Source organism: Bifidobacterium miconis, from assembly GCF_019331735.1.
Taxonomy (GTDB): domain Bacteria; phylum Actinomycetota; class Actinomycetes; order Actinomycetales; family Bifidobacteriaceae; genus Bifidobacterium; species Bifidobacterium miconis.
On sequence record NZ_JAHBBH010000040.1, the window covers coordinates 1 to 24,760 of the forward strand.

The window sequence follows — 24,760 nt, forward strand, 5'->3', positions numbered from 1 at the left end:
TCGGCATCGACGCCGTGTTCGGCATCACCCCGGCCGCCATGCCGCTCGCCCACGCCCTTGCCGACGGCCCCGCCAACCTCGCCAACGCCGCCGAAAACGTGGCTCGCCTCATCGTCGCCGCGCAGTAGGTGCGCATGGTGTTCACAAGGAATGGTGCAACGACCATCAAGATGTGATCGAAAGTGATAGGAGGCGGGGAGGAGTGGGCGAGTTGTTGATTGAATGTGTATAATTATGATCGTTACGCCGTGTGCTGAGCCATGCGGCGACGGATGTTGAAAAGCATACGCAACAACACGAGGAAGTGACTGGAATGACTGGATTCCTGAATGAATACGCCCATGAGTACTGGACGCGCACCAGCGGCGACCTGACCGACCGCCGCACGCCGATCGCCACCCCGGTGATCGAAAGTGATCACGGCGCGGCCGAAACGGTGATCATCGACCCGACCCGCCGCTACCAGTACTGGGAAGGCGCCGGCGCGGCCATCACCGACTCGTCCGCGTCCCTGTTCATGCAGTCGATGACCGCCGAACAGCGCCACGCGATCCTCACCGAAATGTTCGATCCCGAGCAGGGCGGCTTCTCGTCCGTGCGCATCTCCATCGGCGCCTGCGACTTCTCCAGCCAGAAGTACTACTCCTACGACGACCTGCCGGAAGGTGTCGTCGCCGACGCGGGCCTCAACTACTTCTCCATCGGCGAAGGCGAGCCGGGCGCGCCCGACGCGACCAAGGACCTGAAGAACGTCATCCCCGTCCTGCAGGAGATCGTCGCGATCAACCCGGCCGTCAAGGTCATGGCCTCCCCGTGGTCCGCGCCGGCGTGGATGAAGACCAGCAACCGTCTCGACGGCGCCGGCCGCCTGCGTCTCGGCGAGTTCGTCGGCAACGGCTACCGCTATCAGGACACCATCGACTACGTGTACGCGCAGTACTTCGTCAAGTTCATCGCCGCGTACGCCAAGTACGGCATCCGCATCACGTCCGTCACCATGCAAAACGAGCCGAGCAACGGCTGCCCGTGGCCGATCACCGTGTGGACGCCCGAAGAGCTCGCCAAGTGGGGCAGCGAATACCTGCGCCCGGCGCTCGACCGCACCTTCCCGGACGTCGAGATCTACTTCGGCGACGACAGCCTGCGCTTCTACCAGCGCCCGGTGAGCGAGTACATGACCCCCGCGCAGGCCAATGCGTTCGCCGGCGCCGCGTTCCACACCTACTCCGGCCTGCCCGAGTGGATCCACAATGGCGCCCGCCAGTTCCCGCAGTGGAAGGCTGCGATGACCGAACGCCGCTGCATGCTCGACGAAACCGTCGACGAGGCCAGCCACGTGATGTTCGGCGAGATCGGCACGTGGCTCGTGCGCAACGGCATCGGACTCATCAACCTGTGGAACATGGCGCTCGACGAGCAGGGCTTCCCGAGCTGGGCCGGCACGTCCGGCCGTCGCGGCGTCATCACCATCGACTCGTCCACCGGCAAGGTCAAGCGCAACCTCGAATACTTTATGCTGCGCAACTACGGCCAGGACGTCAAGGTCGGCTCGCAGCGCGTGTTCTCCACCAACCGCACGCCGGACGGCCGCCACGGCGGGCTCGGCTCGGTCGCGTTCGTCAACGACGCAACCGGCGACCTCGCGGCGATCCTGTACAACCCGACGGGCGAGGACATCGAGGCCGCCGTCGCGATCAACGGCGAGGGCGCGCGCTGGCAGAAGGTCACGGTTCCCGCGTACGGCACCGTCACGCTGCACAAGTCGAACGGTCCGATCAACGAATCGCAGGCCCCGGCCGACGACGAGTTCGAGATCACGTACACGCCGCACCCGGCCGACGACCACGACGAGACGCTGTTCTGACGTCGTTCCGGTGCGTCCGGTGACGTCTATGTGACGTTCGTCACGACTTGCGTCGCTGGACGTACGATTCGGCCGACTGTTGAGACGGTCGCGCCCCCGAATGCGTTCGAGGACGCGGCCGCGGATTATGGTAGAGACGGAATTTTTCGGCATCCGACGGCGGTCCGTTCGGGCCGTCCGGGGTCGGCGATCGGCCGTGGGTGCCGTTCACGACGATTGAGTCAGGGGGATACCACTGATGGGCATCGCGCTTACCAAAGAGGAGAGCCTCGCGTACGAGGACCTGCATATCGAGGAGGACGCGCAGACCAAGGCCGAGATCGCGGAGGTCGCCGCTGGCATCCACGCCTCGGCCGAATCGCAGGCCGCGGCCGACGCGTACTGCGCCGAGCTGGACGCGCACCATGCGTGGAACAAGTGCTTTTCCGGCTACATCAACGCGGCCGGCTACGGCTACACGTACGAGCCGACGATGGCCGTGACGATCGACGGATGGGACGCGCACAAGGCGTTCCGCGAACTCGACCACACCGCGCAGATGCTGGTCGTGGTGCGCGCGTTCCAGTCCGGCCGCGACATCGACCGCGAGTCGGGCCGCAACTTTTTGAAGCATCGCTGCGGCATCATCATCCACGACAACGCGCCGTTCTGATCGGCCGACCCGCTGTACCGACCCGCTGTGCCGACCCGCGACGATGATCGGCGGCGATCATCGCCGCAGGTCCAACCGATTTGCCCCGCCAAGGAGTTCCCTGGCGGGGCAAATCGTTGATGGTCTAGCAGTTGTGCTTCGCTGAAGGGCTGTATTGTCTCGGGGCATAATTGACAGGTGTCTTGGGGCATGGTTGACGGGGTCTCTTGGGGCATGGTTTACATGTGTGTTGGGGCATGGTTGACACCGGGTATGGGTTTGCGGTACTGGTAGTCGCGGGTGGTGTCGAGGGTTTGTTCGGCGAGGATCTCGCCGGTGGCCGGGTCGATGACGGTGATGATGCCGTGGCTGATTTCCAGTTCCACGGTCTTGCCGGCGTTCTCTTTGCCGACGTTGACGGTACGTCGTCCGCCCGCGATGCCTTTCTGCATGATGCAGCCGTCCTTGCTGACCTTGTGGAGTTTGGCGGGGACGGTGACATCGACCCGTGTGGGTTCCGTTCGCTCGGCGACGGGGACTGGCCTGCGCCGCCCGTTCTTCTTTTCGATGGCATCCCGTTCGCCCGCGGTTCGTGCTTCCTCGGCGCGTCTGGCCTGTTCGCGGGCGGCGATCTCGGGGTCGGGGCCGGCCTTGCCCTTCGCCTCGTACGCTTCCCTGGGCGTGCGACGGTTCAACGCTCGGTGCGGGCGCTCCTCGTTGTATTCGCGGCGGAACTCGTCGAGCTGCCGGTTGAGCGCGTCGAGATCAGAGGCCAGGGGCCGGGCCATGAGCCATTGCTTCAACGTGCGGTGCCATCGTTCGATCTTGCCCTGCGTCTGGGGATGATAGGGCTTGCCGTTCTTCTGCCGCACGCCCATCAGGGCGAGCAGGCGTTCGAACGATCCCGGTTCGGCCGACAAAAGCCGGGTCGTGTACACGGTCCCGTTGTCGGTGAGCGTGGACGCGGGTATCCCGTACCGGGAGCACGCCTCGCGGAACGATTCCTCGACCGTGTCCGTCGTGACCGTCGCGTACGCGCGCGAGTACAGGAGGAAACGCGAATGGTCGTCGAGCCAGGAGACGATCAGCATGTCCGTGCCGTCGCCGATCGGCCAGTGGGTGAAGTCCGACTGCCATGTCTCGTTCGGCAATGCGGCCTCGAACCTCGCGTACGACGACTTCGGCCGCTTGCGCGGCTCGGGCTTGACCAAACCGGCGTTCGTCAGGATCCGGTGGATCGTGGAGTTCGCGGGAGGCGTGACGCCTTCACGCTCCAGGCGGGCGGCGATGGACTCCGCGCCCGCGTCCAAACCCTTGGCAATCAGTTCCCTCCGGATCTCGACGATCCGTTCGATCAGACGCTCGTCGGTCCTGTTCGCGATGCGATGCGCGCGCTTGGAACGCGGCAGAAGCCCGGCCTCGCCCTCCCGCTCGTACCGACGTTTCAACTCGTGGGCCCACTGGCGCGTCACTCCATAGCGGCGGGCCGCCTCCGTAACCGGCACGCCCGAGAGGATCGTGTTGACAATGGCCTTGTTACGCAGGAACTCGCTACGAGTCCCGTCACTATCATTGCTGGACCGTGTTGACTGCTGCTGTGACTGTGTATCCATACATGGTCAACAACCTGCGACCTGTCAACCATGCCCCAGGACACCCGTCAGGCATGCCCCAAGACATGACGTCAACCATGCCCCGAGACATACGTCAACTATCCGCTGAAACTAGACAGCTTCGCTGAAGGGCCTGAGCGGGGCGGATCGGACTGATCTTCGTCAATTTGCCCCGCTGGAGTGCCTCTCAGCGGGGCAAATTGACGAAGATCCGGCGATTGCGCCACGCCGGGCGGCATGAGTGCGCATGGGAAGGCCCCTCCGGCAGGAACCGGAGGGGCCTTCTGTCATTTGGATGTCACTCAGATGCCGCTCAGATCTCAGAAGATCACTTGTTGTACTTGAACGCGTCCCACACGCCCAGCAGGTACTGGATACCCAGCGCGCGGTCGTACAGGCCGTAGCCCGGGCGCGGACGGCCGGCCTCGGTGTTCTCGCTCCACAAATGACGGCCGTGGTCCGGGCGGATGTAGCCCTGATAGTCGGCCTCGGCGTACGCCTTCATGATGCCGACGGTGTCCACGTCGCCCTCGCAGGCGCGGTGGCCGACTTCGGAGAAGGAGCCCGCCTCGTCGAGGAACTTGATGTTGCGCACGTGCGAGAAGTGGATGCGGTCCATGAACGTCTTGACCGCGTCGACCGGGTCGTTGCCGCGGCGCGAGGAGAACGAGCCGAGGCACAGGCACAGGCCGTTGTACGGGGACTTGTTGAGATCGAGCACGCGCTGGATGCCCTCCTTGGAGGAGACCACGCGCGGCCAGCCGAACAGGTCGAACGACGGGTCGTCCGGGTGCACGGCGAGCTTGACGTCGTACTTTTCGCAGGTGGGGATCACCGCGTCGAGGAACACCTTGTAGTTCTCGTAGTACTTCTCGTGGTCGATGCCCTTGTACGCCTCGATGAACTCGCCGAGATGCGCGAGTCGCTCCGGCTCCCAGCCCGGCATGGTCAGGCCGTTGGCGCCGTCGAGCGTCTCGTCGATGAGCTTCTGCGGATCATCGAGCTGGGCGACCTTGTGCGCGTCGTAGTAGAGCGCGGTGGAGCCGTCCGGCGACGGGTGGAACATGTCGGTGCGCAGCCAGTCGAACACCGGCATGAAGTTGTAGGTGACGACCTTGACGCCGGCCTTGCCGAGGTTCTCGATGGTCTTGATGTAGTTCTCGAGCGCCTCGTCGCGGCTCATGCCGAGCAGCGTCTTGCCGGTCTTGATGGATTCGTGCACGTTGACGGACTCGACCACGTCCGCGTTGAATGTCTTGGTGACGCCGCGCTTGCGGTCGTCTTCGGAAAGGCCGGTGATCTTCTTCATCTCGGCCTCGATCTCCTCCGGCTCCCACAGTTCGCCGGCCTGCTTGTGGTGCAGCGACCAGACGATCGTTTCGACGCCGGGGATCTGGCGGATGTCGTCGAGCGAGATGGTGTCGTTGCCCTCGCCGTACCAGCGGAATCCCATGTGCATGGTGACTGTCTCCTTGTGTTGTGTGTGATGTCGCGCGTCGCGTCGCGCCGTTCGTTGCGCGATCGATGCGACTGTTGCGATGATTGCGATGCTTGCGATGTGATGAGGGCGGCCGCGGGCGTGCCTGTTGCGCCCGCGGCCGCACGATTGCGTTACTTGAGCGCCTTGGCGATCGTCGCGTCGACGGTGCCGGTGCCGGCCGCGAATTCGCGGAAGTAGCCGATGATCTTGTCGGCCAGCGGCGTCGCGTTCAGGTCGGTGCCGAAGATCGCCGCGTCGGCGAGGATCGGGCGCAGCTTGGCGTCCGCGTCCGCAAGGTCGCCGCCGACGGTCAGTCCGGCCAGCGCGGCCTGCAGGTCGGCCAGTCGCGGATCGGAGCTGAGCGTGACCTCGCTGCCGTCGTCGCGCGTGCCCTTGCCGTCCGCACCGAGCAGCAGGCGCAGCCAGCCGGCGATCGTCAGCGGGATCGCGACGAGCGAGCCGGCGTCGAGCGTGTCCGACTTGAGGTACTTGCCGATCGTCACGCCGTAGCGGATCGGGATCTTCTGCGACGTGTCGGTGGAGATGCGGGCGGGCGTGTCCGGAATGTTCGGGTTCGGCACGCGCTCTTCGATGACCTGACGCAGGAATTCCTTGGGGGAGAAGATGCCCGGATCGGTCACGACCGGCAGGCCCTCCGTGTAACCGAGGCGTTCGACGAGCTTGCGCAGCGTCGGGTCGGCGATGGTCTTGCTCATCGACGGGTAGCCGAGCAGCATACCGAACGTGGCGAGCGCGGTGTGCAGCGGGTTGAGGCAGGTGGTGACCTTCATCTCGTCGGCCTCGTTGACCGTGTCGCGGTCGGCGAGGTATACACCGGCCTTGGTCAGGTCCGGGCGGCCGTTCGGGAACGCGTCCTCGATGACGAGGTACCACGTCTTCTCGGTGTTGGCGAACGGCGCGACGTTGGTGCGCTTGGGCGTGTGGATGATCTCCGTGTCGCCGAAGCCCTGCTTGGCGAGCAGCTCGGAGACGGCTTCGGCCGGGTTCGGCGTGATGCGGTCGATCATGGACAGCGGGAAGCTGACCTTGGCCGGGTTCTTCACGTAGTCGAGGAAGTCGGAGCCGACGAAGCCGTTGGCGTGCCACCAGCCGGCCATCTGGCGGATGGCGGCGGCGAAGCGGTCGCCGTTCTGCGAGAAGTTGTCGGTGCTGACCATGGCGATCGGCGCGGCGCCGGCCTTGAAGCGCTCGAATAGGAGCGCGGTGATCGCACCCATCGCGGAGACGGCCTTGTCCGGGCCGCCGTCGGCCTCCGGCTTGATCCACGGCAGCAGCTCGCCGTCCGGGCGGGTGAGCGCGTAGCCCTTTTCGGTGATGGTCACGGTGACGAACTGCAGCTGTGGGTCGCGGAAGACCTTGGCGAGGCGGTCCCATTCGCCGTCGTGCGCGCGGATGCCGAACGCGTCGGCCACGGAGGCGATGAGGCGCGAGTCGACGGAGCCGTCTGCGTTGAGCACGACCTGCAGGCAGCGGTTGTCGAACGGCTTGTACGCGAGGTCGATGATATCGGCGTCGAACGTTTCGGCCACGAGGATGCCGGCCTTGGTTTCGCCGTTTTCGATCAGGTCCTGCGCGATCGGCGCGTGTACGGCGCGGAACAGGTTGCCGGCGCCGAAGTGGATCCAGTACGGGTGCTGCTCGGTGTAGTCGCGCACGGCCTTCGGGTCGAAGCCCGGCACGGCGATGCCGGCGTCGCGCCACGCCGCGTAGTTCGCGGCGAAGTCGTCTGTCAGATGAACGGTCATGATGATGTGTTCCCTTCTTGTAGTCCCATTGGTGAGCTCCCCTTGTCAGGGGAGCTGGCTCGCGCAGCGAGACTGAGGGGTAGTCCGATGCCTTGAGCATGCGGTTTTTGGACTACCCCAGTCAGCTTCGCTGGCCGAGAAGTAACGCTTACAGCTTGAACACGCGCTTCGGCTGCGCGTCGACGGAGTCCTTGACGATCTGCGCGCCGGTCTCGAAGTCGATCTGGTGCGTGGCGACGAGTCCGGCCACGTACGACGACGTGAGCCGGCGGTTCATGTCGTGGCGCGCCGGGATCGAGCACAGCGCGCGCGTGTCGTCGATGAATCCGGACAGTTTCGTGAATCCGCAGATCGGCACGACGTCGCCGAGATAGCGCGTGATCTGCACCGGCTGGTCGAGGAACCACCACGGCGCGCCCACGTACATGGCCGGATAGTAGCCGGCGAGCGGCGCGAGTTCGCGCGTGAACGTCGTGTCGTCCATGGTGAACGCGACGAAGTGGAAGTCCGGATTGTTGCCGTACGCGTTCAGGATCGGTTTGAGATCGACCGCGAAGTCGCACTTGGCCGGAATGTCGGCGCCGATGTCCATGCCGTAGTCGGCGAGCCCCTGCGGATCGTAGCTGCGGTGCACGGCCGGGTGCACGGTGAGCACGAGGCCGTCCTCCTGTGCGAGGCGCACCTGATCGGAGAACAGGTGGCGGCGCAGGCGCGTGGCGTCGGCCGCGCTGATGGTGCGGTCCATGCCCTGCTTGAACAGGCGGTTCGCCTCGTAGTCGGACAGGCGGTCGGAACGCACGTCCATGTGGGAGTGGTCGGAGAGGACCGCGCCGTGCTCCTTGAAGAACACGCGGCGGCGGCGCATGGCCTCCACGTAGCCCGCGTAGCTCGTGGCGTCCACGCCGGCCGCGTCGCCGAGCTTGCGCACCAGGTCGGGCCAGTCCTCGCGGGCCGGCTCGAGGTAGCGGTCGGGGCGGAAGGCCGGGGCGAGGCGCGCCGGGAAGTCCTTGTCCGCGCGCACCTGATCGTTGACGGCCAGATCGTCGGCCGGATCGTCGGTGGTGGAGATGAAGCCGATGTTGAAGCGCTTGACGAGGCTGCGCGTGCCGTATTCGTCCGTCTGCAGCATCTCGTTGAGCTGGTCGTAGATGCGGCCGGCGCTCTCCTCGTTGAACGCCTCGGTGATGCCGAACACGTTGCGCAGCGAGTCCTCGAACCAGTAGCGCATCGGCGTGCCCGCGTACGCCGGCCAGTAGTGGCCGAGCAGCAGGAACGCCTCGCGCGCCTGCTCGTCGGTGAAGTGCTTCTGGTTGACGCCGAGCGCGCTCAGCGGAACGCCCTGCGCGTGCAGGAGACGCGTGACGTAATGGTCGGGCGTGATGAACAGTTCGGTCGGATTGGCGAAATGGCGGTTTTCGGCGAACCACTCGACCGGCACGTGGCCGTGGGGGGAGATGATCGGCGCGTTGCGCACGAGGTCGTACAGGTCGTGCGCGATGGAGCGGGTGGTCGGATCGGCCGGCAGCAGTCGGTCGTCGTATGAATCGAGCGGCTTTGATTGAGTCATGCCTCCAGTATGCGGGCCTGATTCCGCCCTTTTCCGGTTTTGCCACGCTTTGCAGTGGTGGCGGTGGGCGGGTGCGTGCGGCAGGTGCGTCGATGGGGTGGCGGGGAAGGGGGATTGCGGCTAAGGTTTTGAATCGTGCCGTGTGGCGGCGTGGCTGGTGGTATACAATGCCGTGTAATGGTCGAAAGTGATCAAATATGAACGAAGATGTGCAGAATGGAGTGAATGTGAGTGGAGAGCCTGCCGGGAAGTTTGCCGAGCAGACACCTCGGGTCACCATCACCGATGTGGCCAAAGAGGCCGGCGTATCACCGTCCACGGTGTCACGCGCCTTCGCGCGGCCCGGACGCGTCAACGCGCAGACCGCGCAGCGCATCCGCGAAGCCGCCGACCGTCTCGGCTATCGCTCCACCGCCGTGCCGGTCGTCTCCGACGGTCTGCGCATGACCGGCCAGATCGCGTTCGTCGTCTCCGACCTCGGCAACCCCATCTTCGCCAACTACGTCAAAAGCGCGCAGCACGAGGCGCTCAAGCGCGGCTACAGCCTGCTCGTCATCGACTCGGAGGAATCCGACGTGGTCGAGCGCCGCGCCGTCGAATTCGTGCGCGACCACGTCGACGGCATCGTGCTCGGCTCGTCGCGCCGGTCCGACGCGGCCATCCGCAAGCTCGCCGAAACCGTGCCGGTCATCACCATCAACCGGCCGATCCGCGGCGTGCGCTCCGTCATCTCGGACGTGCGTGGCGGTCTGGGCAGCGCGGTCGGCCGCCTGCTCGACCTCGGCCACCGCCGCATCGCGTACGTGTCCGGGCCGGAGCAGTCGTGGCAGAACGGCGTACGTTGGCAGACGCTGCTGACCATGAGCCGCGCGCAGGGTTTCGCCGTGCGCCGCATCCCGTCCGAATCGCCCACGTATGCAGGCGGCTTCCGCGCCGTGCAGGACGTGCTGTCATCCTCGTGCACGGCCGTCGTCGCCTATAACGACCTCATCGCGATCGGCCTGACCGCGGCGCTCACCGCGCGCGGCGTGCGCGTGCCCGACCGCATCTCCATCGTCGGCATCGACGACATCCCCACCAGCTCGCTCATCGCGCCCAAGCTGTCCACCGTGCGCCTGAACGGCACCAAGGTCGCCGCGCGGGCGGTCGGCGAGCTCATCGACGGACTGCGCCGCGTGCCCGCGGCCGGCGACTACAAGCCGATCTTCGTCGACTCCGTATTCATCTCGCGCGAAAGCGTCGTGCCTCCGGCCGAGGCGGTCGGGGCGTGACGGCGGCGCGGGCGACGGTCGCGAGACCGCGCGCACCGCATGCCGACCCGCGAATCACACGTATGCACTCACGTATGCAAGGAAAGGAACGTTTTCATGACTGACGCAATCACCGCCGACCAGACGGTCGACGTCGCGCTCAAGGCCGCCGACGTGGCGGCCGCCGCGCGCAACCGCAACGGACTGACGTACAAGGGCTTCGGCGTGCTGTCCGGCAACGCCACGTCCGCGCTGCTTATGGATTACAAGGCCGAGCACCCGGATGCGTACTGGACGCTCGTGCGCACGCTGTTCGCCGGCGAACGCCCGCTCATGAACACGGTCAAAATCGAGATGGGCAACGACCGCAATAATTCGACCGGCCCGAACGCGGCCACCATGCGCGACCGCGACGAGTATCCGGCCGTGCGCCGCGAACCCGGCTTCCAGCTCGCCGCCGACGCGCGGCGGTACCAGCCCGGCGTGCACGTGAGCATCCTGCGCTGGCATGCGCCGACGTGGGTGCATGACAACGACGACGTGTACCGCTGGTACAAGAACACGATTCTGGCCGCCTACCGCGAGTACGGCGTGATGGTCGACTCGGTGAACCCGGACGTCAACGAGCGCACCGCCGACCTCGACTGGGTGGCCGAATTCGCGGAGCGCGTGCATGCAGATACGGACGGTTTCCTCGGCAACGGCCCGGACGATCCGAACGCCGGCTTCCGCTCCGACCTCGAGCGCGACCTGTTCCATGCGATCAAGGTGATCACCTCCGACGAGGAGACGACCGGCACGTTCGGCGGCGACGTGATCGCCAACCCGCGCTACCTCGACGCGATGGACGTGGCCGCCTACCACTATTCCGTCGAGGACGACAGCCACGGCAACTTCAAGCGGCTCGCCGACGAATACGACAAGGAAGTGTGGAACTCCGAGGCGCAGGCGGTGTTCTCGAACTCGGCCGACCGTCCCAACAACACGATGGACAACGGACTGGGGGAGCGCACCGGCACCGGCATCGGTGGCATCGGCGGCCCGCTCGAAATGGCGAACACGCTCATCAAGGGCTTCGTCGAATCGCGCCGCACGGCCGCGATCTACCAGCCGGCCATCGGCTCGTGCTACGAGCACATGGAATATGCGTCCAAGGAGCTCATCTCCGCGCGCGACCCGTGGAGCGGCTGGATCTACTACGACGCCGGCTGTGCCGCGCTCGAGCACTTCACCCGCTTCGCAAACCTCGGCTGGGAGCCCGCTGCGGCAGACGTTTCACGTGAAACGCCCGTCGCAGGAGAGGTCGCCCATCCCGTCTGGCGAGCCATCCCGCAGGCCAGCGGCAGCGAGGTCGGCGGCAACAACCCGGTCTCCGGCGCCCGCCACGGCGAGCCGTCGTACCTGACCTTCGCGGCGCCCGACGGCACCGACTTCAGCACCGTCATCGTCAACGACAGTTCGTTTGCCAAGACCTACCGCATCGCCGTCGACGCGGCCCTGCCGGCGTCCGGCAAGCCGGTCACCGTCTGGCAAACGCGCGCGGCCGACCCGGGCCAGCCGTACGACGCGAACTGGCGCAAGCCGGTCGCGATCGTCGAGCCCGCGACCGACGGTACCGTCGAAATTGCCGTCGAACCGTGGACGATGATCACGGCGACCACGCTCGACTCGGCCACGGTCGACCCCGCCACCGGCGGTCTCGCGCCCAAGCCCGAATACGCGTACGCGATCCTGCACACGCCGGAGAACAGCCGCCCGGTGCTCGGCTCGGCCGCCGGCCACGGCGCCGATCCTGCGAACGGTGTCCTGTATGCGGACGATTTCAACTACGCCGACGAACCGCAGGTCGAGATCTACAAGTTCGACAACCTCGTCGCCGAAGACTACCTGACGTCGCGCGGCGGAGAAACCGGTGCGACCCCGCGCTACACCACCGACACGAACGGCGCGTTCGAAGTCGTGCCGGACGCCGAACGCGGCCACGCGCTGCGCCAGCAGATCGACTGGACGCACGCCGGCAACGCCTGGATCGAAGGCGACCCGCGCACCGCCGTCGGCGACATGCGCTGGGCCAACTACCGCGTGAGCGTCGACGTGCTCTTCGAACCGTACGACGGCCGTGCGCCGTACGCGCTCGTCGGCGCGCGCGAGATGGGCGGCAACAAGTTCACCACCGACATCTGCGGCGTCGACTTCAAGATCCGCGCCGACGGCGTGTGGCTGCTGCGCAACTTCGGCAACGAAGTCCGCCGCGGCCACCTCGAGGACCTCAAGAAGCGCGCCGCCGAAGCCGGCGTGCGACCGTTCGCACCCGGCGCCGGCGCATGGAACACGATCACGCTCGAAGTCAACGGCACCACGGCAACCGTATTCATCAACGGTGCGAAGATCACCACATGGTCCGACGCGCACCTGCAGTCCGCCGGCCGCGTCAACCTCGGCACGAGCTTCAACCACGTGCGCTTCTCGAACCTGCGCGTCGAACGCGTCGCCGCACCGGCATCGCCCGAGCCGGGCGCATCGGCGACCCCCGCCTCGCCGTACTACACTCAGCTCATCGACGACATGCACATGACCTCGTGGGACGACGGCGCGCCGATCCTCACCTTCACCGGCAACTGGACGCACGACAACGGCCAGGGCATGTTCACCTACATGCGCACCATCTCGCGCACCGAAACCGCCGAATCGGGCTTCCGCATCGCGTTCGAGGGCACCGGCCTGCACCTGTTCGGCCCGAGCGACGGCCGCGCCGTGCTCGACGTGTACGTCGACGGCCATCTGGCCCTGCCGGTTGCGCCGGTCAGCCCCACCAACGGTTCGCTGCGCTGCGAATTCCGCCTCGAAGGGCTCGAACCGGGCCGCCACGAGGCCGAATTCCGCACGGCCACGTCCGTCCCGTTCGCGCTCGACGCGATCGGCGTGCTCGCCTGACGCGTTCGCTCCCGCGCGGCCCGCGATCGTCCGCGGTCCGGGCCGCCGCCCGCGCAGGACGCCGCACGGCGGTGCAACATGTGGAAAACGACGGGCAACATTCGCGACGGTATCGTTATGCTGAACGCGAACCAGCCTGTGGCAGAGAAGGAGTCGGTAATGCTGCTCGTTGATGATCGCCATGCTCCGGTCGACCTGAAGTCCGGGAGCGCGCCCGTGCTGCGATGGCGCGATGATGCGGCGGATGCGGGAGTCGTGTCCGGAAACGCGCTCGCCGGAGACCCGGTCGCGTACCGCATCGCCGTGGCCGCGACGCGCGAGGATGCGGCCGCCGGCAACGCAACCGTGTGGGACAGCGGCTGGACCGACGGCGACCTGTGGGGCGGCGCGGCTTTGGATGGCGTCGAGATGGCACCCGCGCGCCGATACTGGGGCGCGCTGCAGTGGCGATACGCCGACGGCACGGAAAGCGACTGGTGCGAACCGACGACGTTCGGCACCGCGCCGGCCGGCGACGCGTGGCAGGCCGCCAGCGTGTGGGGGCCGGAGTCCGACGCCGATACCGCGCACGATGGCAGCGCTGCGCACGATGTCGACGCCGCGAACGCCGACGGCGATCCGGCCGCCGCGGACGCGCCCGCCCAGCCTGGCAACTCGGCCGGCTGGGCCGTGCTGCGCGGCACGTTCAACCTGCCCGACAAGCCGATCCGTTGGGCGACGCTCACCGCCACCGCCTCGTCCACGCGCCCCGCACGTCAGTTCGTCTACCGCATGTGGCTCAACGGCGCGTTCGTCGGCTGCGGCCCGACCTTCCCGATCGGCGACGAAGCCCGGCTCGACGGCTACGACGTGACCGACCTGCTGCGCGCGGGAGACACGAACGCGATCGGCGTGATCGCCTACACGATGGAGGACCGCCGCTTCGCCGCCCAACTCGACGTGTGCTTCGCGGACGGCTCCACCGAACGCTTCGTCTCCGACGCCGGATGGAAGACCCTGCCCGACCCCGCGGCCGTCTGGCCCGACGGCGATTCCATCGGCACGCAGTACTTCGCGGCGCCGGCCGAAAACATCCGCGGCGACGCATTCCCGTACGGTTTCGCGGACCCCGACTTCGACGACGGCGACTGGGCCGACGCGACCGTCAAACCCGACTTCGACCGCGTCGAACCCGCACCGACCGACAAACTGCAGCTTGAATACCTGCCCGCGCAATCGCTGCGCGTCATCGACCGCACCAGCCCCGACCATCCCGGCGAACGCAGCGTCGTCGCCGACTTCGGCGCCGGCTACATGGGCGGCATCCGTCTCGACCTCACGCCGGGCGAACCGGTCGACGTGACCGTGCGCTACGGCGAAACGCTCAACGAGGACGGTTCCGTGCGCTACCGCATGTCCACCGGCAACGTGTACGAGGAGCGCTGGCATCTCGTGCCGGGCGGCCGACCGCTGGAAACCTGGGGCCTGCGCGTCTTCCGCTACGTCGAGATCGCCGTCGCGCAGCCGCCGGTCGCGCCCGCCTCGTGGGACGAGCCGTCGCCCACCGGCATCGACGAGGAGGCCGCCGTCATCGCCGACCTCCTGACGCGCCCGCTCGCGATCTCGGCCGCCGTGCTCGTCTATCCGTCGATCGACGGACGCACGGTGACCGACGGTGGATACGTTGGCAGGTTCTCGTCGTCTGACCCGCAGCTTGATGCCGTCTGGCAGCTCAGCGCGCATACGATCGCAGCGTTCAACGGCAACATCTACGCCGATTCGTGGACCCGCGAACGCGCCCCGTACGAGGCCGACGCGTGGATCCAGCAGCGTGCGCACCTCGCGCTCGACAGTGCGCCGTCGCTCGGCCGCTACACCGTCGACTATCTGATCGCCAACCGCACCTGGCCCACCGAATGGCCGCTCTACCTCATCCTCGCCGTGCACGAGGCATGGATGCGCACCGGCTCCGCCGCACAGGCCGCCGAACAGTACGAACGCCTGCAGGCGTTGCTGCCCGACCAGTACCTTGACGACGAAACCGGATTCATCGTCAAGCAGCCCGGCGAATCCAGCCGCACCGACGGTGACCTCGTCGACTGGCCGCCGTCCGAACGCGACGGTTTCGTCTTCGGTCAGGTCAACACCGTCATCAACGCGCTCGCCGCCGAAGCGTACGCCGACATGGCCGGCATCGCCGACCTGCTCGGCCATACGGACGACGCCGCGCGGTACGCCGCCGTCGCCGCGCGCCTGCGCGACGCGATCAACGAGCACCTGTACGACGCGGTCCGCGGCGCATACATCGACGGACTGACCGTCACGACCACGCAGGACGAAACCGCGACGGTCGAATTCGCCGCCGTCGGCTCGCGTCGTCGCGCGAGCACGGCCGAGACAACCGCCGCTGAGACCGCCGCCGACGCTGCAAACGATGCGCATGATGCCAACGACGGCAACACCGCCGACGATTCGGCGGGCGAGACCGCGGTTGCCGACGCCGCGGGGACTCCTGCGGCGGCCGAACCGGACGACACGACGATGGACAATCTGCCTGCGACGATCGCGGGCGACGCGCCCGTCGACGAGACGGACGACCCTGCCGAAACGGACGATCGCAACGGGGCCGAGCCCGAACAAACCGATCAGCCCGCCCCGCCGCAGCCGTTCACCGTCGGCGACCGCACGTTCACGCCGATCGACCACGCGGCGATGCACTCGTCCGCGTTCGCGCTGACGTTCGCGCACGTGCCCGCCGACCGCGTGCCCCGCGTCGGCGACACCTTACGTGACAAGGGCATGGCGTGCAGCGTGTACACCGCCGTGCCGTACCTGACGGGCCTGTACCGCGCCGGGCTCGGCGCCGACGCCGCGAAGCTGTATGCCGACCGTCGCACCACGCACTCGTGGCTGTACATGATCGCGCAGGGCGCGGGCGGCACGATGGAGGCATGGGCGCTCGCCAACAAGCCGAACACCACATATTCGCACCCGTGGGCCGCGTCCCCGGTGTTCCTGATCGCCGAAGGGCTCATGGGCGTGCGTCCGATCGAGCCGGGCTACCGCCGCTTCGCGGTCGTCCCGCAGCTCGGCGACATGCGCGCGGCCACGCTGACGCTGCCGACCCCGGCCGGCGACATCGCGCTCGACTACAGTCCGACCGACGGCGAACGCGACGGCATCACCATCGACCTGACCGTGCCCGCGCGCACGCAGGCCGACGTCGTGCTGCCGGCCGTCAAGGCGGGCGCCTCGCCGGTCATCATGCTCGACGGGTCGCTCGCCAACTGCGAGCTGGTCACCGAACCGGCCGACGCGGCCGGCGTGCTCGTGCCGGCCGGCTCCGTGCGCCTGCGCGGACTCAAGCCGGGCCTGCACCAGATCATCGCCGTCGGCTGAGGCGAGGAATCGCTCCGCGCGAGGCAGATACTCGTTTCAAGGCAATACCCAGCTGGCTGGGTATACTCGGGAACATTGCGGCACGGCCACGCCCTGCGAGAGCGGGCGCGGCCGGCTGCGCGCGGACGGGGAGGTTTGGTCATCATGGCAGTGGAAGACGGCGGCAACGGCAACGTTGGCAATCCTGACAACGACGGCAGCGCGGGCGGAGGCAATCGCTTCGGCGCCAAGGAATACGCGTTCACCGACGAGCAGAAGGACGCCATCGCCACGCTCGCCAGTTCGAACGTGTACGCCAAGCAGTCCAAGTGGAAGACGTTCCGCGAACTGCCCTCTGACCAGAAGTGGCCGTTCTTCGTGCAGAACTTCCTGCTCAACACGTCGATCGCGGTCGGCGCGGCCGTGCTGGTGATCGCGATCGTATGCACGGTGGCGTTCAAGGGGCCGGATCCCGAGATCTCGATCGCCGGCTTCAACATGGCCGACTCCGCCGACCAGTGCGATCAGCTGAAGACCGCATACGTGAAGGCGCAGAGCATCGACGACGAGCGTCTCGTCAGCATCAACTGCTCGTACCTGCTGACCGACGGCAACGGCTACACCGACGATTCGGCCAAGATCATGGCGATGGTCACGGCCGGACAGATCAACATGGTCGTGGCCGACAAGGACACGTTTGCCATGCTGGTCAAGCGCGGCTACGTGACGCCGCTGAACAAAGTTGAGCGGTCCGCCGATCTCACGCAGCAGGCGGCCGACGGCGCGCTCGTCGACAAGCAGGGCGAGGCCACCGACGACGCGTCCAAGGCGCAGGGCCTCGACTTGGCGAAGTCCGCGACATGGACCGGCACCGATGGCCTGCCCGACGACATGATCATCGGCGTGAGCAACGTCACCAAGGGCACCGATCACGTGCGCGCGTTCATCAAGTTCCTCAAGTTCGAGTAATTCGGCCGGTACCGTGCCGGACTTGAGCTGCGGCGTTTTTACTTCCTCGGCTCCCCTTGTCAGGATGTTGCCGTGAAGCAAACAGCAGAGCTGTTTGCAGGCAACGTGCGAGCCGACAGGCGAGCCAGTGCAACGCGGGCGCAGCCCGTCCATAATTGCAGGACGAGCTGTCACGCAGTGACTGAGGGGTAGTCGGAACTCATTGCATTACGTCCAGTGCAGTAGCGGTTTGGCGGTGCGAGCGGATTTCTCATCACCTGAGCATGGTTCGCGCGTATGGCGCGGCGTGTCCGGGCGATTTTGTATGTAGATTGAACTATGTCTAGTTTTGCGATGGCAAGACTAGTATTGCCAATGACTATAACGTTGAAGTAGCATAAGCAACATAGTGATGTAGTGCGAAGGAGCGTGCGGCATGACCGTATTCCATGTATCGCAGCAGGCGGCGCAGGCAAACGGCGCAGCGGCGGACGGCAGCGAGGCCCGTCCGTTCGCGACGATCAACGAGGCGGCGGCGATCGCGCGCGCCGGCGACGAGGTCGTCGTGCACGCCGGCACGTACCGCGAGTCGGTGGACCCGCTGTATGGAGGCGAGAGCGCGGACAAGCGCGTCACGTACCGCGCGGCCGAGGGTGAGCCGCGCCCGGTGATCAAGGGATCGGAACGCGTGACGACGTGGGAGCGCGTCGACGTGGACGGGACGGATGGAGCGGACGGCGCGGTGTGGCGCGTCGTGCTGCCCAACGCGATGTTCGGCGCGTTCAATCCGTATGCGTGCACGGTGTACGGCGACTGGGTGATCGACGCGAGCTCGCACGCCCGCGCGCTGCGCGAAGGTGACGACAAGCTGTCGCCGCAGGCCGCCGCAGCCGGGTACCCGGAGCATCCCGCCTGCCATCTGGGCGACGTGTACCTCAACGGCACGTCGTTCTACGAGGCGTTCAGCCTCGCCGAAGTCGCGCATCCGGCGCCCCGCACGGTCGGCTTCGACTACGGCGCATGGCGCAACGGCCCGATCCTTGACGATCCCGAAGCCACGCTGAACGTCTGGTACGCCGAAGTCGAAGGCGACGCACGCACCGGCACCACGACCATCTGGGCGAACTTCCACGACGCCGACCCGAACGAGCAGCTCGTCGAGATCAACGTGCGCGAAACCTGCTTCTACCCATCCAAGCCGCAGGTCAACTACATCACCGTGCGCGGCTTCGAACTTGCGCAGGCGGCCAGCCCGTGGGCCCCGCCGACCGGCGACCAGGTCGGCCTGATCGGCGCGCACTGGTCGCGCGGCTGGATCATCGAAGGCAACGTCATCCACGACGCGAAGTGCTCGGCCGTCTCCCTCGGCAAGGAGGGGTCGACCGGCGACAGCGACTGCACGCGCACGCGCCGCAAGTCCGGCTACCAGTACCAGATGGAAGCCGTGTTCAAGGCGCTGCGTTTCGGCTGGAGCAAGGGCGTGGTCGGCGGCCACGTCGTGCGCAACAACGTCATCCACGACTGCGGGCAGAACGGCGTGGTCGGGCACATGGGCTGCGCGTTCAGCGTCATCGAGCACAACGAGATCTATCGCGTCGCGACCAAGCACGAGTTCTGGGGTCATGAGATCGGCGGCATCAAGCTGCACGCCGCGGTCGACACGGTGATCCGCAACAACAACGTGCACGACTGCACGCTTGGCATGTGGCTCGACTGGCAGACGCAGGGCACGCACATCGACCGCAACGTGTTCTGGAAGAACATGCGCGACATCATGGTCGAAGTCAGCCACGGCCCGTACACGGTCAGCAACAACGTGCTCGCCTCGCCGATCAGCTGCGACGTCATCTCCGACGGCGGCGCGTATGTGAACAACCTGATCGCCGGCACGATCCGCCTCGGCCGCGTGCTCGACCGGTCCACGCCGTACCACTTCCCGCACACCACCGAGGTCGCCGGCAGCATGTTCGTCTACGGCGGCGACGACCGGTTCGTCAACAACCTGTTCGTGCAGGCCGCCGGCACGCCCGCCGATGCGGACGAGCAGTCCGGCTGGCTGGCCGAGGGCCACGGCACGCGCGCGTACAACCTGCAGGCCCGGCATGACAAGATGCTCGGCGCGGGGGAGCGCGGCGAGCGCCCGGTCACGCTCGACGACTACCGCGAGTTGGCCTTCCGCGTGGTCGGCGTGTCCGACGAGGAGGTGTTCCGCAACGTACCGCAGCCGGTGCTGGCCCGCGACAACACGTATCTGGGCGGCGCGCGCGAGCTGCTCGGCGAGCCGGGCGCGATCGTGCGCGGCGGCGAGTGGACGGTCGCGTTGACGCAGGACGCCGGCGACCGTCACGTCACGCTCGCTGTGACGCCGGCCGGTTCCGCTGCTGCCGATACGGGCGCTGCGGGCGACGAGGCGGCGTCGTTCGGCGACGGCGCGATTGTGCGCACCGCCGATCTGGGCGAGCCGCGCGTCGTCGAAGCCCGCTTCGAGAACCCGGACGGCAATCCGTTCGTCTTCGACGCGGACATCAACGGCGCTCCGCGAGCCGAACGCAGCGCTCGCGGTCCGCTCGCCGCGTTCGAGCCCGGCGTTGCGGCGACCGTCTGGGCGGTGAGCTCGGGCCTATTGGTCCGTTGACTCTCCTGCGCAGCAATTCGGTTGGATCGTATCCGATTTGCTGCGCTGGGGGAGGTCTTGATGGGGTGAATCGTCAATGGTCTAGCCGTTTTGCTGCGCTGAGGGTATTCCCAACGGGGTAGATCGTCGAAGGTCCAGCTGTTTTGCCGCGCCGGAGCAGCCGGAGTCCTCACTGGTTCTCGACTAGCCCGGCCGGATCGGTGAACCGTTGGCGGTATTCGCGCGGCGACATGCCGATGATCCGCTTGAACGCCTTGGAAAACGCGAATGCGCTGCGGTAGCCGCACGATTCGGCGATGTCCTGCACGCTCATGCCGGTTTTGCGCAGCCACTCGCATGCCTGATACGCCTTCGCCTTGGCGACGAACAGCTGCGGCGTGGTCTGCAGGTACTCCTGAAACAGCTCGTACAGATACGTGCGGCTGATGAACAGCGCTTCGGCGATCTCGCTCACGTGCAGCGGCGAGTCCATATGCGCGTAGATGTACTGCATGGCGCGCGTGATGTACTCGTTGCTTTTCGGCAGCATGTTGGCCCGTTCGCGCTGTTGCGGCGTGATTGCGGACGACGTTTCGATCAGCGTGGCCAGCAGTTCGCAGAACAGTCCGTTCAATCGCAGATCGTTGGAGAACGTGCGTTGCGAGCAGTGAATCATGGCATCGACGAGATCGGCCAGCCGTTGCGGCTCGGCGACGTCGATGACCGGCGAGGTCGGACTGAACCCGCATCGCGCCATGATGTCGGGCACGCCGCCGCCGCGGAACGTCACCCAGTACGTGGTCGCGACGTCCGTGAAATCGGTGTGGTGCATGAGCGGCGTATCTTCCGGCAGGAAAATGCACTGTCCGGCCGCGACGGGCCAGTACACGCCGTCGATGTAATAGTGGGCGCGTCCTTCGGTGATCAGGTGCAGCGAATGATACCCGTGCGCGTTCGGACCGTAGATGGCGCGCACGTCATGCTCGCGTCCGGCCGACAGCAGCCGGATGTCCGGCACGGTCGTCTCATGCTCCAGCGACTGTTTCATCGCGTCCGCTTCATCGCGTCTGCGTGGATTCGCGTTCGATCAACGTGAATCCGATCGTCGTCTTCGTGGCCGGCAGCGGGTCTCCCTCGTGATCGATCTGCTGCTTGAGGCTGAGCATGACGAGCCGCGCGAGCTGATCCATGTCCACATTGATCGTCGTCAGCGACGGCACATGGAACCGGCCCTCGCGCACGCCGTCGAAGCCGATGACCTTCACATCCTCCGGCACGCGGATGCCATGGTCGGCCAGCGCACGGATCGCGCCGATCGCGGTCGAATCGTTCAGGCAGAACAGTCCGTCGAACGGAATGCGACCGTTTCTGACCAGCTCGTGCACCGAATCGATCGCGTGTTCCTCGCTCATGCCCTCGACCGCGACCACCGTCGACTCGTCGTACGGCAGTCCCAGATCAAGCAGCGCGGCGCGCGCCCCGCGCATGCGCAGCTTCATCGGGCTGGGGGAGTGCAGAAAATCCTGCTTTTCCAAGTACGACGGGCCGATCAGGCCGATGTTGCGGCAGCCGCGTTCCGCAAGATACTGCACGGCCGCGCGCGCGCCCTCCTCGTTCGGGAAGACGACGGACGAGACGACCGGCTGCTCCTCGCACGAGTCGATGAGCACGGCCGGCTTGCCGTGGATGATCTTCTCGAACAGATCGCCCGACAGGCCGGACGCATGCGCGATCACGCCGTCCGACAGCACGCCGGAGAACAGCGAGCTGGACAGCGTGCTCTGCAGCGTGGACTTCGAGTATTTCGTCTGCTGCAGGAACGGCGTGAAGCCGTTCGCGACGACGGCACTTGACATGACGTCGATGAGCTTGGCGTAGAACGGGATGTCGTATTCGTTGACGATGATCTGGATGATGCCGCTGCGTCCGGTTTTCAGCACGCTCGCCGACACGTTGGTTTCGTAGCCGATGTTCTGCGCGATGGCGAGGACGCGCTCGCGTGTCTTGTCGCTGACGCCCGGCGCGTTGCGGAGCGCCTTCGATACGGTCATGGCGGAAACACCGGCTGCCGACGCGACATCCTTCAAAGTAGCGGCGCTGCGTTTCATAGCTGACTCGACTCTCCTTGTGCGCCCTTGCGCATGGTTATGGCTGGTTTCAGTGCTAAGGCCTGCAGGCTCGCCGTCGGTGACGGGCTTGCGGACGCTTATCCTTCTTTGGCTTATCGATAACTATAGCATAACCCTAACGTTGGCTGATCGTGTCATCGTTAACAGTGTTAATGATTGCGTTGACATGGTGTCTACAGGCGAGAAACGCCGGGTTTTGCAAGGGCTGAAAGCGCTTGCGGCACAACGGTTGTCGCGTGTCAACAGTGATTTTTTGGCACGATTCATTGAAATTCCGCCACTTGTGAACATTGGGACATGTTTAGTGGACAAACGCATGTTGCGAAGGTTATGGTGCTGGTGCATTATGGTTAGCGTTAACCCCACAACGAGGTGAACCGAACAACAGAATCGACAGACTGCACAGTGGCTTTCCTGGCTGTTCAGGCCATTGGTTCGCGGTTCGAACATGCATGGCGCATGTTGAGGAAAGGAACAAACTATGAACAAGGGTGTGGCTAAGAAGGCTCTCTCCGGCGTTGCCGCCGCTGGTGCCGCCGCGATGCTGCTGACGGGCCTTGCGGCCTGCGGCCAGAGCACCGCCGAAAACAAGAAGACTTCCGATGGCAAGCCGATCGTCACGATTCTGGTGCAGCAGAACACCACCCAGATCCCGATCGGTCAGATGACCTGGGCCAAGGAGCTGGAGAAGGAGTCCGGCGCGAAGATCGAATGGAAGGTCGTGCTCGACACCGCGTGGGGCCAGCAGAAGAACGCTGCCCTCGCCGCCGGCGATCTGTCCGACCTGAACATCCGCGCCTACCACCCGGACGACGCCTCCCAGAACCCGGATGCCTTCGAGGATCTTTCCAAGGATATGGACAAGCTGCCGAACGTCGAGGCGTTCTTCAAGGAGCAGCCGGTCGCCAAGAAGTTCGTCGAGGTCGAGGGTCACCTGTGGGTGCTTCCGTCCAGCCGTGGCAAGGCGTTCTCCGCCTCCGGCCAGCACATGCTCATCAACAAGACCTGGCTCGACAAGCTGGGCCTGAAGGTGCCGACCACGTGGAAGGAACTCACCAAGGTCCTCGAGGCGTTCAAGACCCAGGATCCGAACGGCAACGGCAAGCAGGACGAGATCCCGATGAACCTGCGCGCCCTGCCGACCGACCAGCTCGCCGGCTGGTGGAGCCCGTTCCTGTTCATGAACTCGACCGGTCTGGCCACGCACTTCAACTCCGGTCCGTCCGGTCAGGGCATCTACGTCAAGGACGGCAAGGTCGGCAACTTCATGACCACCGATGAGTTCCGTCAGGTGCTCAACTACCTCGCCTCCCTGAAGAAGGAAGGCCTGGTCCCGAACGACTGGGTCACCACCGACAAGTATGACTCCCGCAACCAGGTCGGCGGCAACACCGCTCAGGTCGGCGTGGTCTTCGGCTGGGACGCCACCGCGTTCGGCACCGTCGGCTCCGACCTGTACAACCAGTACGTCACCATCCCGGTTCCGTCCGCCGACGGTGTGTCCGCCGACGATACCGTGTGGGATGCCTCCGGTGTCTCCGGTGCGAACGAGTACGAGGACTACCACATGGCCATGTCCTCCAAGGCTGCCAACAAGGATGCCTGCCTGAAGATCATCAACCTGCTCTACTCCGAGAAGTACTCCGTCCAGCAGCTCTACGGCTCCACCACCGACGGCTACCTTGAGAAGACCGGCGACCACTCCTACAAGGTCACCGAGAAGTTTGTCGAAGAGCGCGACGCCCAGAAGACCCCGGCCCTCGAGGATCGTCTCGCCGGCTGGATCCCGGACGCCGACGAGTTCGAAGGTGACAAGAACCTGACCTCCATCGTCGAGGCCGATAAGCCGTACGCCGAGCAGTACTCGCACCTGAATGGCGAGAAGGACTACATGCCGATCTACGTCCGCCTGTCCGCCGCCGACCAGACCACCTACGCGAACAACAACACCACCATCGCGACCACCGCGATGCCGCTGATCGCAAAGATGGCCCAGAACGGCGCCGACGACGCCACGTGGAACAGCCTGCAGGAGCAGCTCAAGTCCATGAATCTCCAGCAGAACATCGACCTGTGGCAGAAGGCGTACGACAAGTACGTCAAGTAACCACTGACCTGAAGGCGTGAAGGCCATAGATACGCCCCTGTGGCCTTCACGCCTTTTTCTTTGCTTGAAAACCTTTTGGTCTCCTTACCGGGAGGCCGCAACAACAAATAGTGGATTCGTTTCTAAGGAGTTCGTGATGGCGGTTAAGGAGAAGGCTGCCGCTGCCGTGGTTGATGCTTCGGGAGTGGTTGATAATACGGCTGTGCGTCGTGCGTGGCCGTTGCCGAAGAGGCTTGGTTGGCATTTTGGGCATTATTGGCAGCATTGGGTGATGGCGTTGCCGGCGATGGTGTTCGTGTTCGTGTTCGCGTATATCCCGATGTATGGTATCCAGTTGGCGTTTCGTGATTTCGTGCCGTCTAAGGGACTTACGGGTGGTCGTTGGGTTGGGTTGAAGTATTTCAACCAGTTCTTCACGTCGCCGATGTTCAGCAAGGTCATGATCAACACGATCAAGATCAGTCTGGGTACGTTGGTGCTCGGTTTCATCGCCCCGATCG

Annotated in this window: 14 protein-coding genes and 1 pseudogene; 9 read left to right on the plus strand and 6 right to left on the minus strand. The window is 65.7% G+C overall.

The features are described 5' to 3' along the window. The first annotated feature begins 313 nt into the window (after window positions 1-313). Window positions 314-1,864, plus strand: a complete 1,551-nt coding sequence (locus tag KIH79_RS10740) for a glycoside hydrolase family 30 protein (RefSeq protein WP_219059364.1) — start codon at window positions 314-316, stop codon at window positions 1,862-1,864. Window positions 1,865-2,102: 238 nt separating this feature from the next. Beyond that, complete coding sequence (locus tag KIH79_RS10745; protein WP_219059365.1) at window positions 2,103-2,516, plus strand: hypothetical protein; 414 nt, start codon at window positions 2,103-2,105, stop codon at window positions 2,514-2,516. A 218-nt stretch (window positions 2,517-2,734) separates the two neighbouring features. Here KIH79_RS10745 and KIH79_RS10750 read toward each other — a convergent pair whose 3' ends face one another. The 4 genes from KIH79_RS10750 to uxaC all read right to left on the minus strand — a co-directional run bounded on the left by KIH79_RS10750 (window position 2,735) and on the right by uxaC (window position 8,921). After that, window positions 2,735-4,108: an IS481 family transposase gene (locus KIH79_RS10750; protein ID WP_236023808.1), complete on the minus strand. Its 1,374-nt coding sequence runs from the start codon at window positions 4,106-4,108 to the stop codon at window positions 2,735-2,737. 328 nt (window positions 4,109-4,436) lie between these two features. Further along, a complete protein-coding gene (uxuA, locus tag KIH79_RS10755; protein ID WP_219059366.1) occupies window positions 4,437-5,567 on the minus strand; it encodes a mannonate dehydratase in 1,131 nt (376 codons plus the stop codon). Window positions 5,568-5,719: 152 nt separating this feature from the next. After that, the gene (locus KIH79_RS10760) at window positions 5,720-7,354 is read right to left on the minus strand and encodes a mannitol dehydrogenase family protein (protein ID WP_219059367.1); all 1,635 of its coding nucleotides are present in this window, start codon (window positions 7,352-7,354) and stop codon (window positions 5,720-5,722) included. A 148-nt stretch (window positions 7,355-7,502) separates the two neighbouring features. Next, window positions 7,503-8,921 (minus strand): glucuronate isomerase, encoded by a 1,419-nt coding sequence (uxaC, locus tag KIH79_RS10765; protein ID WP_219059368.1) that lies wholly within the window; start codon window positions 8,919-8,921, stop codon window positions 7,503-7,505. A gap of 227 nt (window positions 8,922-9,148) precedes the next feature. On the opposite strand from uxaC, the gene KIH79_RS10770 reads away from it, so the two are divergent. From KIH79_RS10770 to KIH79_RS10790, 5 genes are all read left to right on the plus strand, one after another. Continuing rightward, complete coding sequence (locus tag KIH79_RS10770) at window positions 9,149-10,192, plus strand: LacI family DNA-binding transcriptional regulator (RefSeq protein WP_219059369.1); 1,044 nt, start codon at window positions 9,149-9,151, stop codon at window positions 10,190-10,192. A gap of 96 nt (window positions 10,193-10,288) precedes the next feature. Next, on the plus strand, window positions 10,289-13,105 hold the full coding sequence (locus KIH79_RS10775) for a hypothetical protein (RefSeq protein ID WP_219059370.1): 2,817 nt from the start codon (window positions 10,289-10,291) through the stop codon (window positions 13,103-13,105). A 159-nt stretch (window positions 13,106-13,264) separates the two neighbouring features. Continuing rightward, window positions 13,265-16,483: a family 78 glycoside hydrolase catalytic domain gene (locus KIH79_RS10780; RefSeq protein WP_219059371.1), complete on the plus strand. Its 3,219-nt coding sequence runs from the start codon at window positions 13,265-13,267 to the stop codon at window positions 16,481-16,483. 144 nt (window positions 16,484-16,627) lie between these two features. Next, window positions 16,628-17,431, plus strand: a complete 804-nt coding sequence (locus KIH79_RS10785; RefSeq protein WP_219059372.1) for a hypothetical protein — start codon at window positions 16,628-16,630, stop codon at window positions 17,429-17,431. Between the two features lie 415 nt (window positions 17,432-17,846). Next, entirely contained in the window at window positions 17,847-20,045 is a 2,199-nt protein-coding gene (locus KIH79_RS10790) for a right-handed parallel beta-helix repeat-containing protein (protein ID WP_219059373.1), read from the plus strand. 169 nt (window positions 20,046-20,214) lie between these two features. Here the strand turns inward: KIH79_RS10790 and KIH79_RS10795 are convergent, their stop codons facing one another. Then, the gene (locus KIH79_RS10795) at window positions 20,215-21,072 is read right to left on the minus strand and encodes a helix-turn-helix transcriptional regulator (protein ID WP_219059374.1); all 858 of its coding nucleotides are present in this window, start codon (window positions 21,070-21,072) and stop codon (window positions 20,215-20,217) included. Window positions 21,073-21,082: 10 nt separating this feature from the next. Then, window positions 21,083-22,132 (minus strand): LacI family DNA-binding transcriptional regulator, encoded by a 1,050-nt coding sequence (locus tag KIH79_RS10800; protein WP_219059375.1) that lies wholly within the window; start codon window positions 22,130-22,132, stop codon window positions 21,083-21,085. 502 nt (window positions 22,133-22,634) lie between these two features. On the opposite strand from KIH79_RS10800, the gene KIH79_RS10805 reads away from it, so the two are divergent. Both KIH79_RS10805 and KIH79_RS10810 read left to right on the plus strand, forming a co-directional pair. Then, complete coding sequence (locus tag KIH79_RS10805; RefSeq protein WP_219059376.1) at window positions 22,635-24,260, plus strand: type 2 periplasmic-binding domain-containing protein; 1,626 nt, start codon at window positions 22,635-22,637, stop codon at window positions 24,258-24,260. Window positions 24,261-24,396: 136 nt separating this feature from the next. Next, window positions 24,397-24,760, plus strand: a pseudogene (locus tag KIH79_RS10810) (sugar ABC transporter permease); the annotation flags it as partial.

Coding starts and splice junctions, on each gene's coding strand:
- KIH79_RS10800 (WP_219059375.1), bottom strand. CDS start 22,132: ATGAAACGCAGCGCCGCTACTTTGAAGGATGTCGCGTCGGCAGCCGGT.
- uxuA (WP_219059366.1), bottom strand. CDS start 5,567: ATGCACATGGGATTCCGCTGGTACGGCGAGGGCAACGACACCATCTCG.
- KIH79_RS10790 (WP_219059373.1), top strand. CDS start 17,847: ATGACCGTATTCCATGTATCGCAGCAGGCGGCGCAGGCAAACGGCGCA.
- KIH79_RS10760 (WP_219059367.1), bottom strand. CDS start 7,354: ATGACCGTTCATCTGACAGACGACTTCGCCGCGAACTACGCGGCGTGG.
- KIH79_RS10750 (WP_236023808.1), bottom strand. CDS start 4,108: ATGGATACACAGTCACAGCAGCAGTCAACACGGTCCAGCAATGATAGT.
- KIH79_RS10780 (WP_219059371.1), top strand. CDS start 13,265: ATGCTGCTCGTTGATGATCGCCATGCTCCGGTCGACCTGAAGTCCGGG.
- KIH79_RS10805 (WP_219059376.1), top strand. CDS start 22,635: ATGAACAAGGGTGTGGCTAAGAAGGCTCTCTCCGGCGTTGCCGCCGCT.
- uxaC (WP_219059368.1), bottom strand. CDS start 8,921: ATGACTCAATCAAAGCCGCTCGATTCATACGACGACCGACTGCTGCCG.
- KIH79_RS10775 (WP_219059370.1), top strand. CDS start 10,289: ATGACTGACGCAATCACCGCCGACCAGACGGTCGACGTCGCGCTCAAG.
- KIH79_RS10785 (WP_219059372.1), top strand. CDS start 16,628: ATGGCAGTGGAAGACGGCGGCAACGGCAACGTTGGCAATCCTGACAAC.
- KIH79_RS10795 (WP_219059374.1), bottom strand. CDS start 21,072: ATGAAACAGTCGCTGGAGCATGAGACGACCGTGCCGGACATCCGGCTG.
- KIH79_RS10740 (WP_219059364.1), top strand. CDS start 314: ATGACTGGATTCCTGAATGAATACGCCCATGAGTACTGGACGCGCACC.
- KIH79_RS10745 (WP_219059365.1), top strand. CDS start 2,103: ATGGGCATCGCGCTTACCAAAGAGGAGAGCCTCGCGTACGAGGACCTG.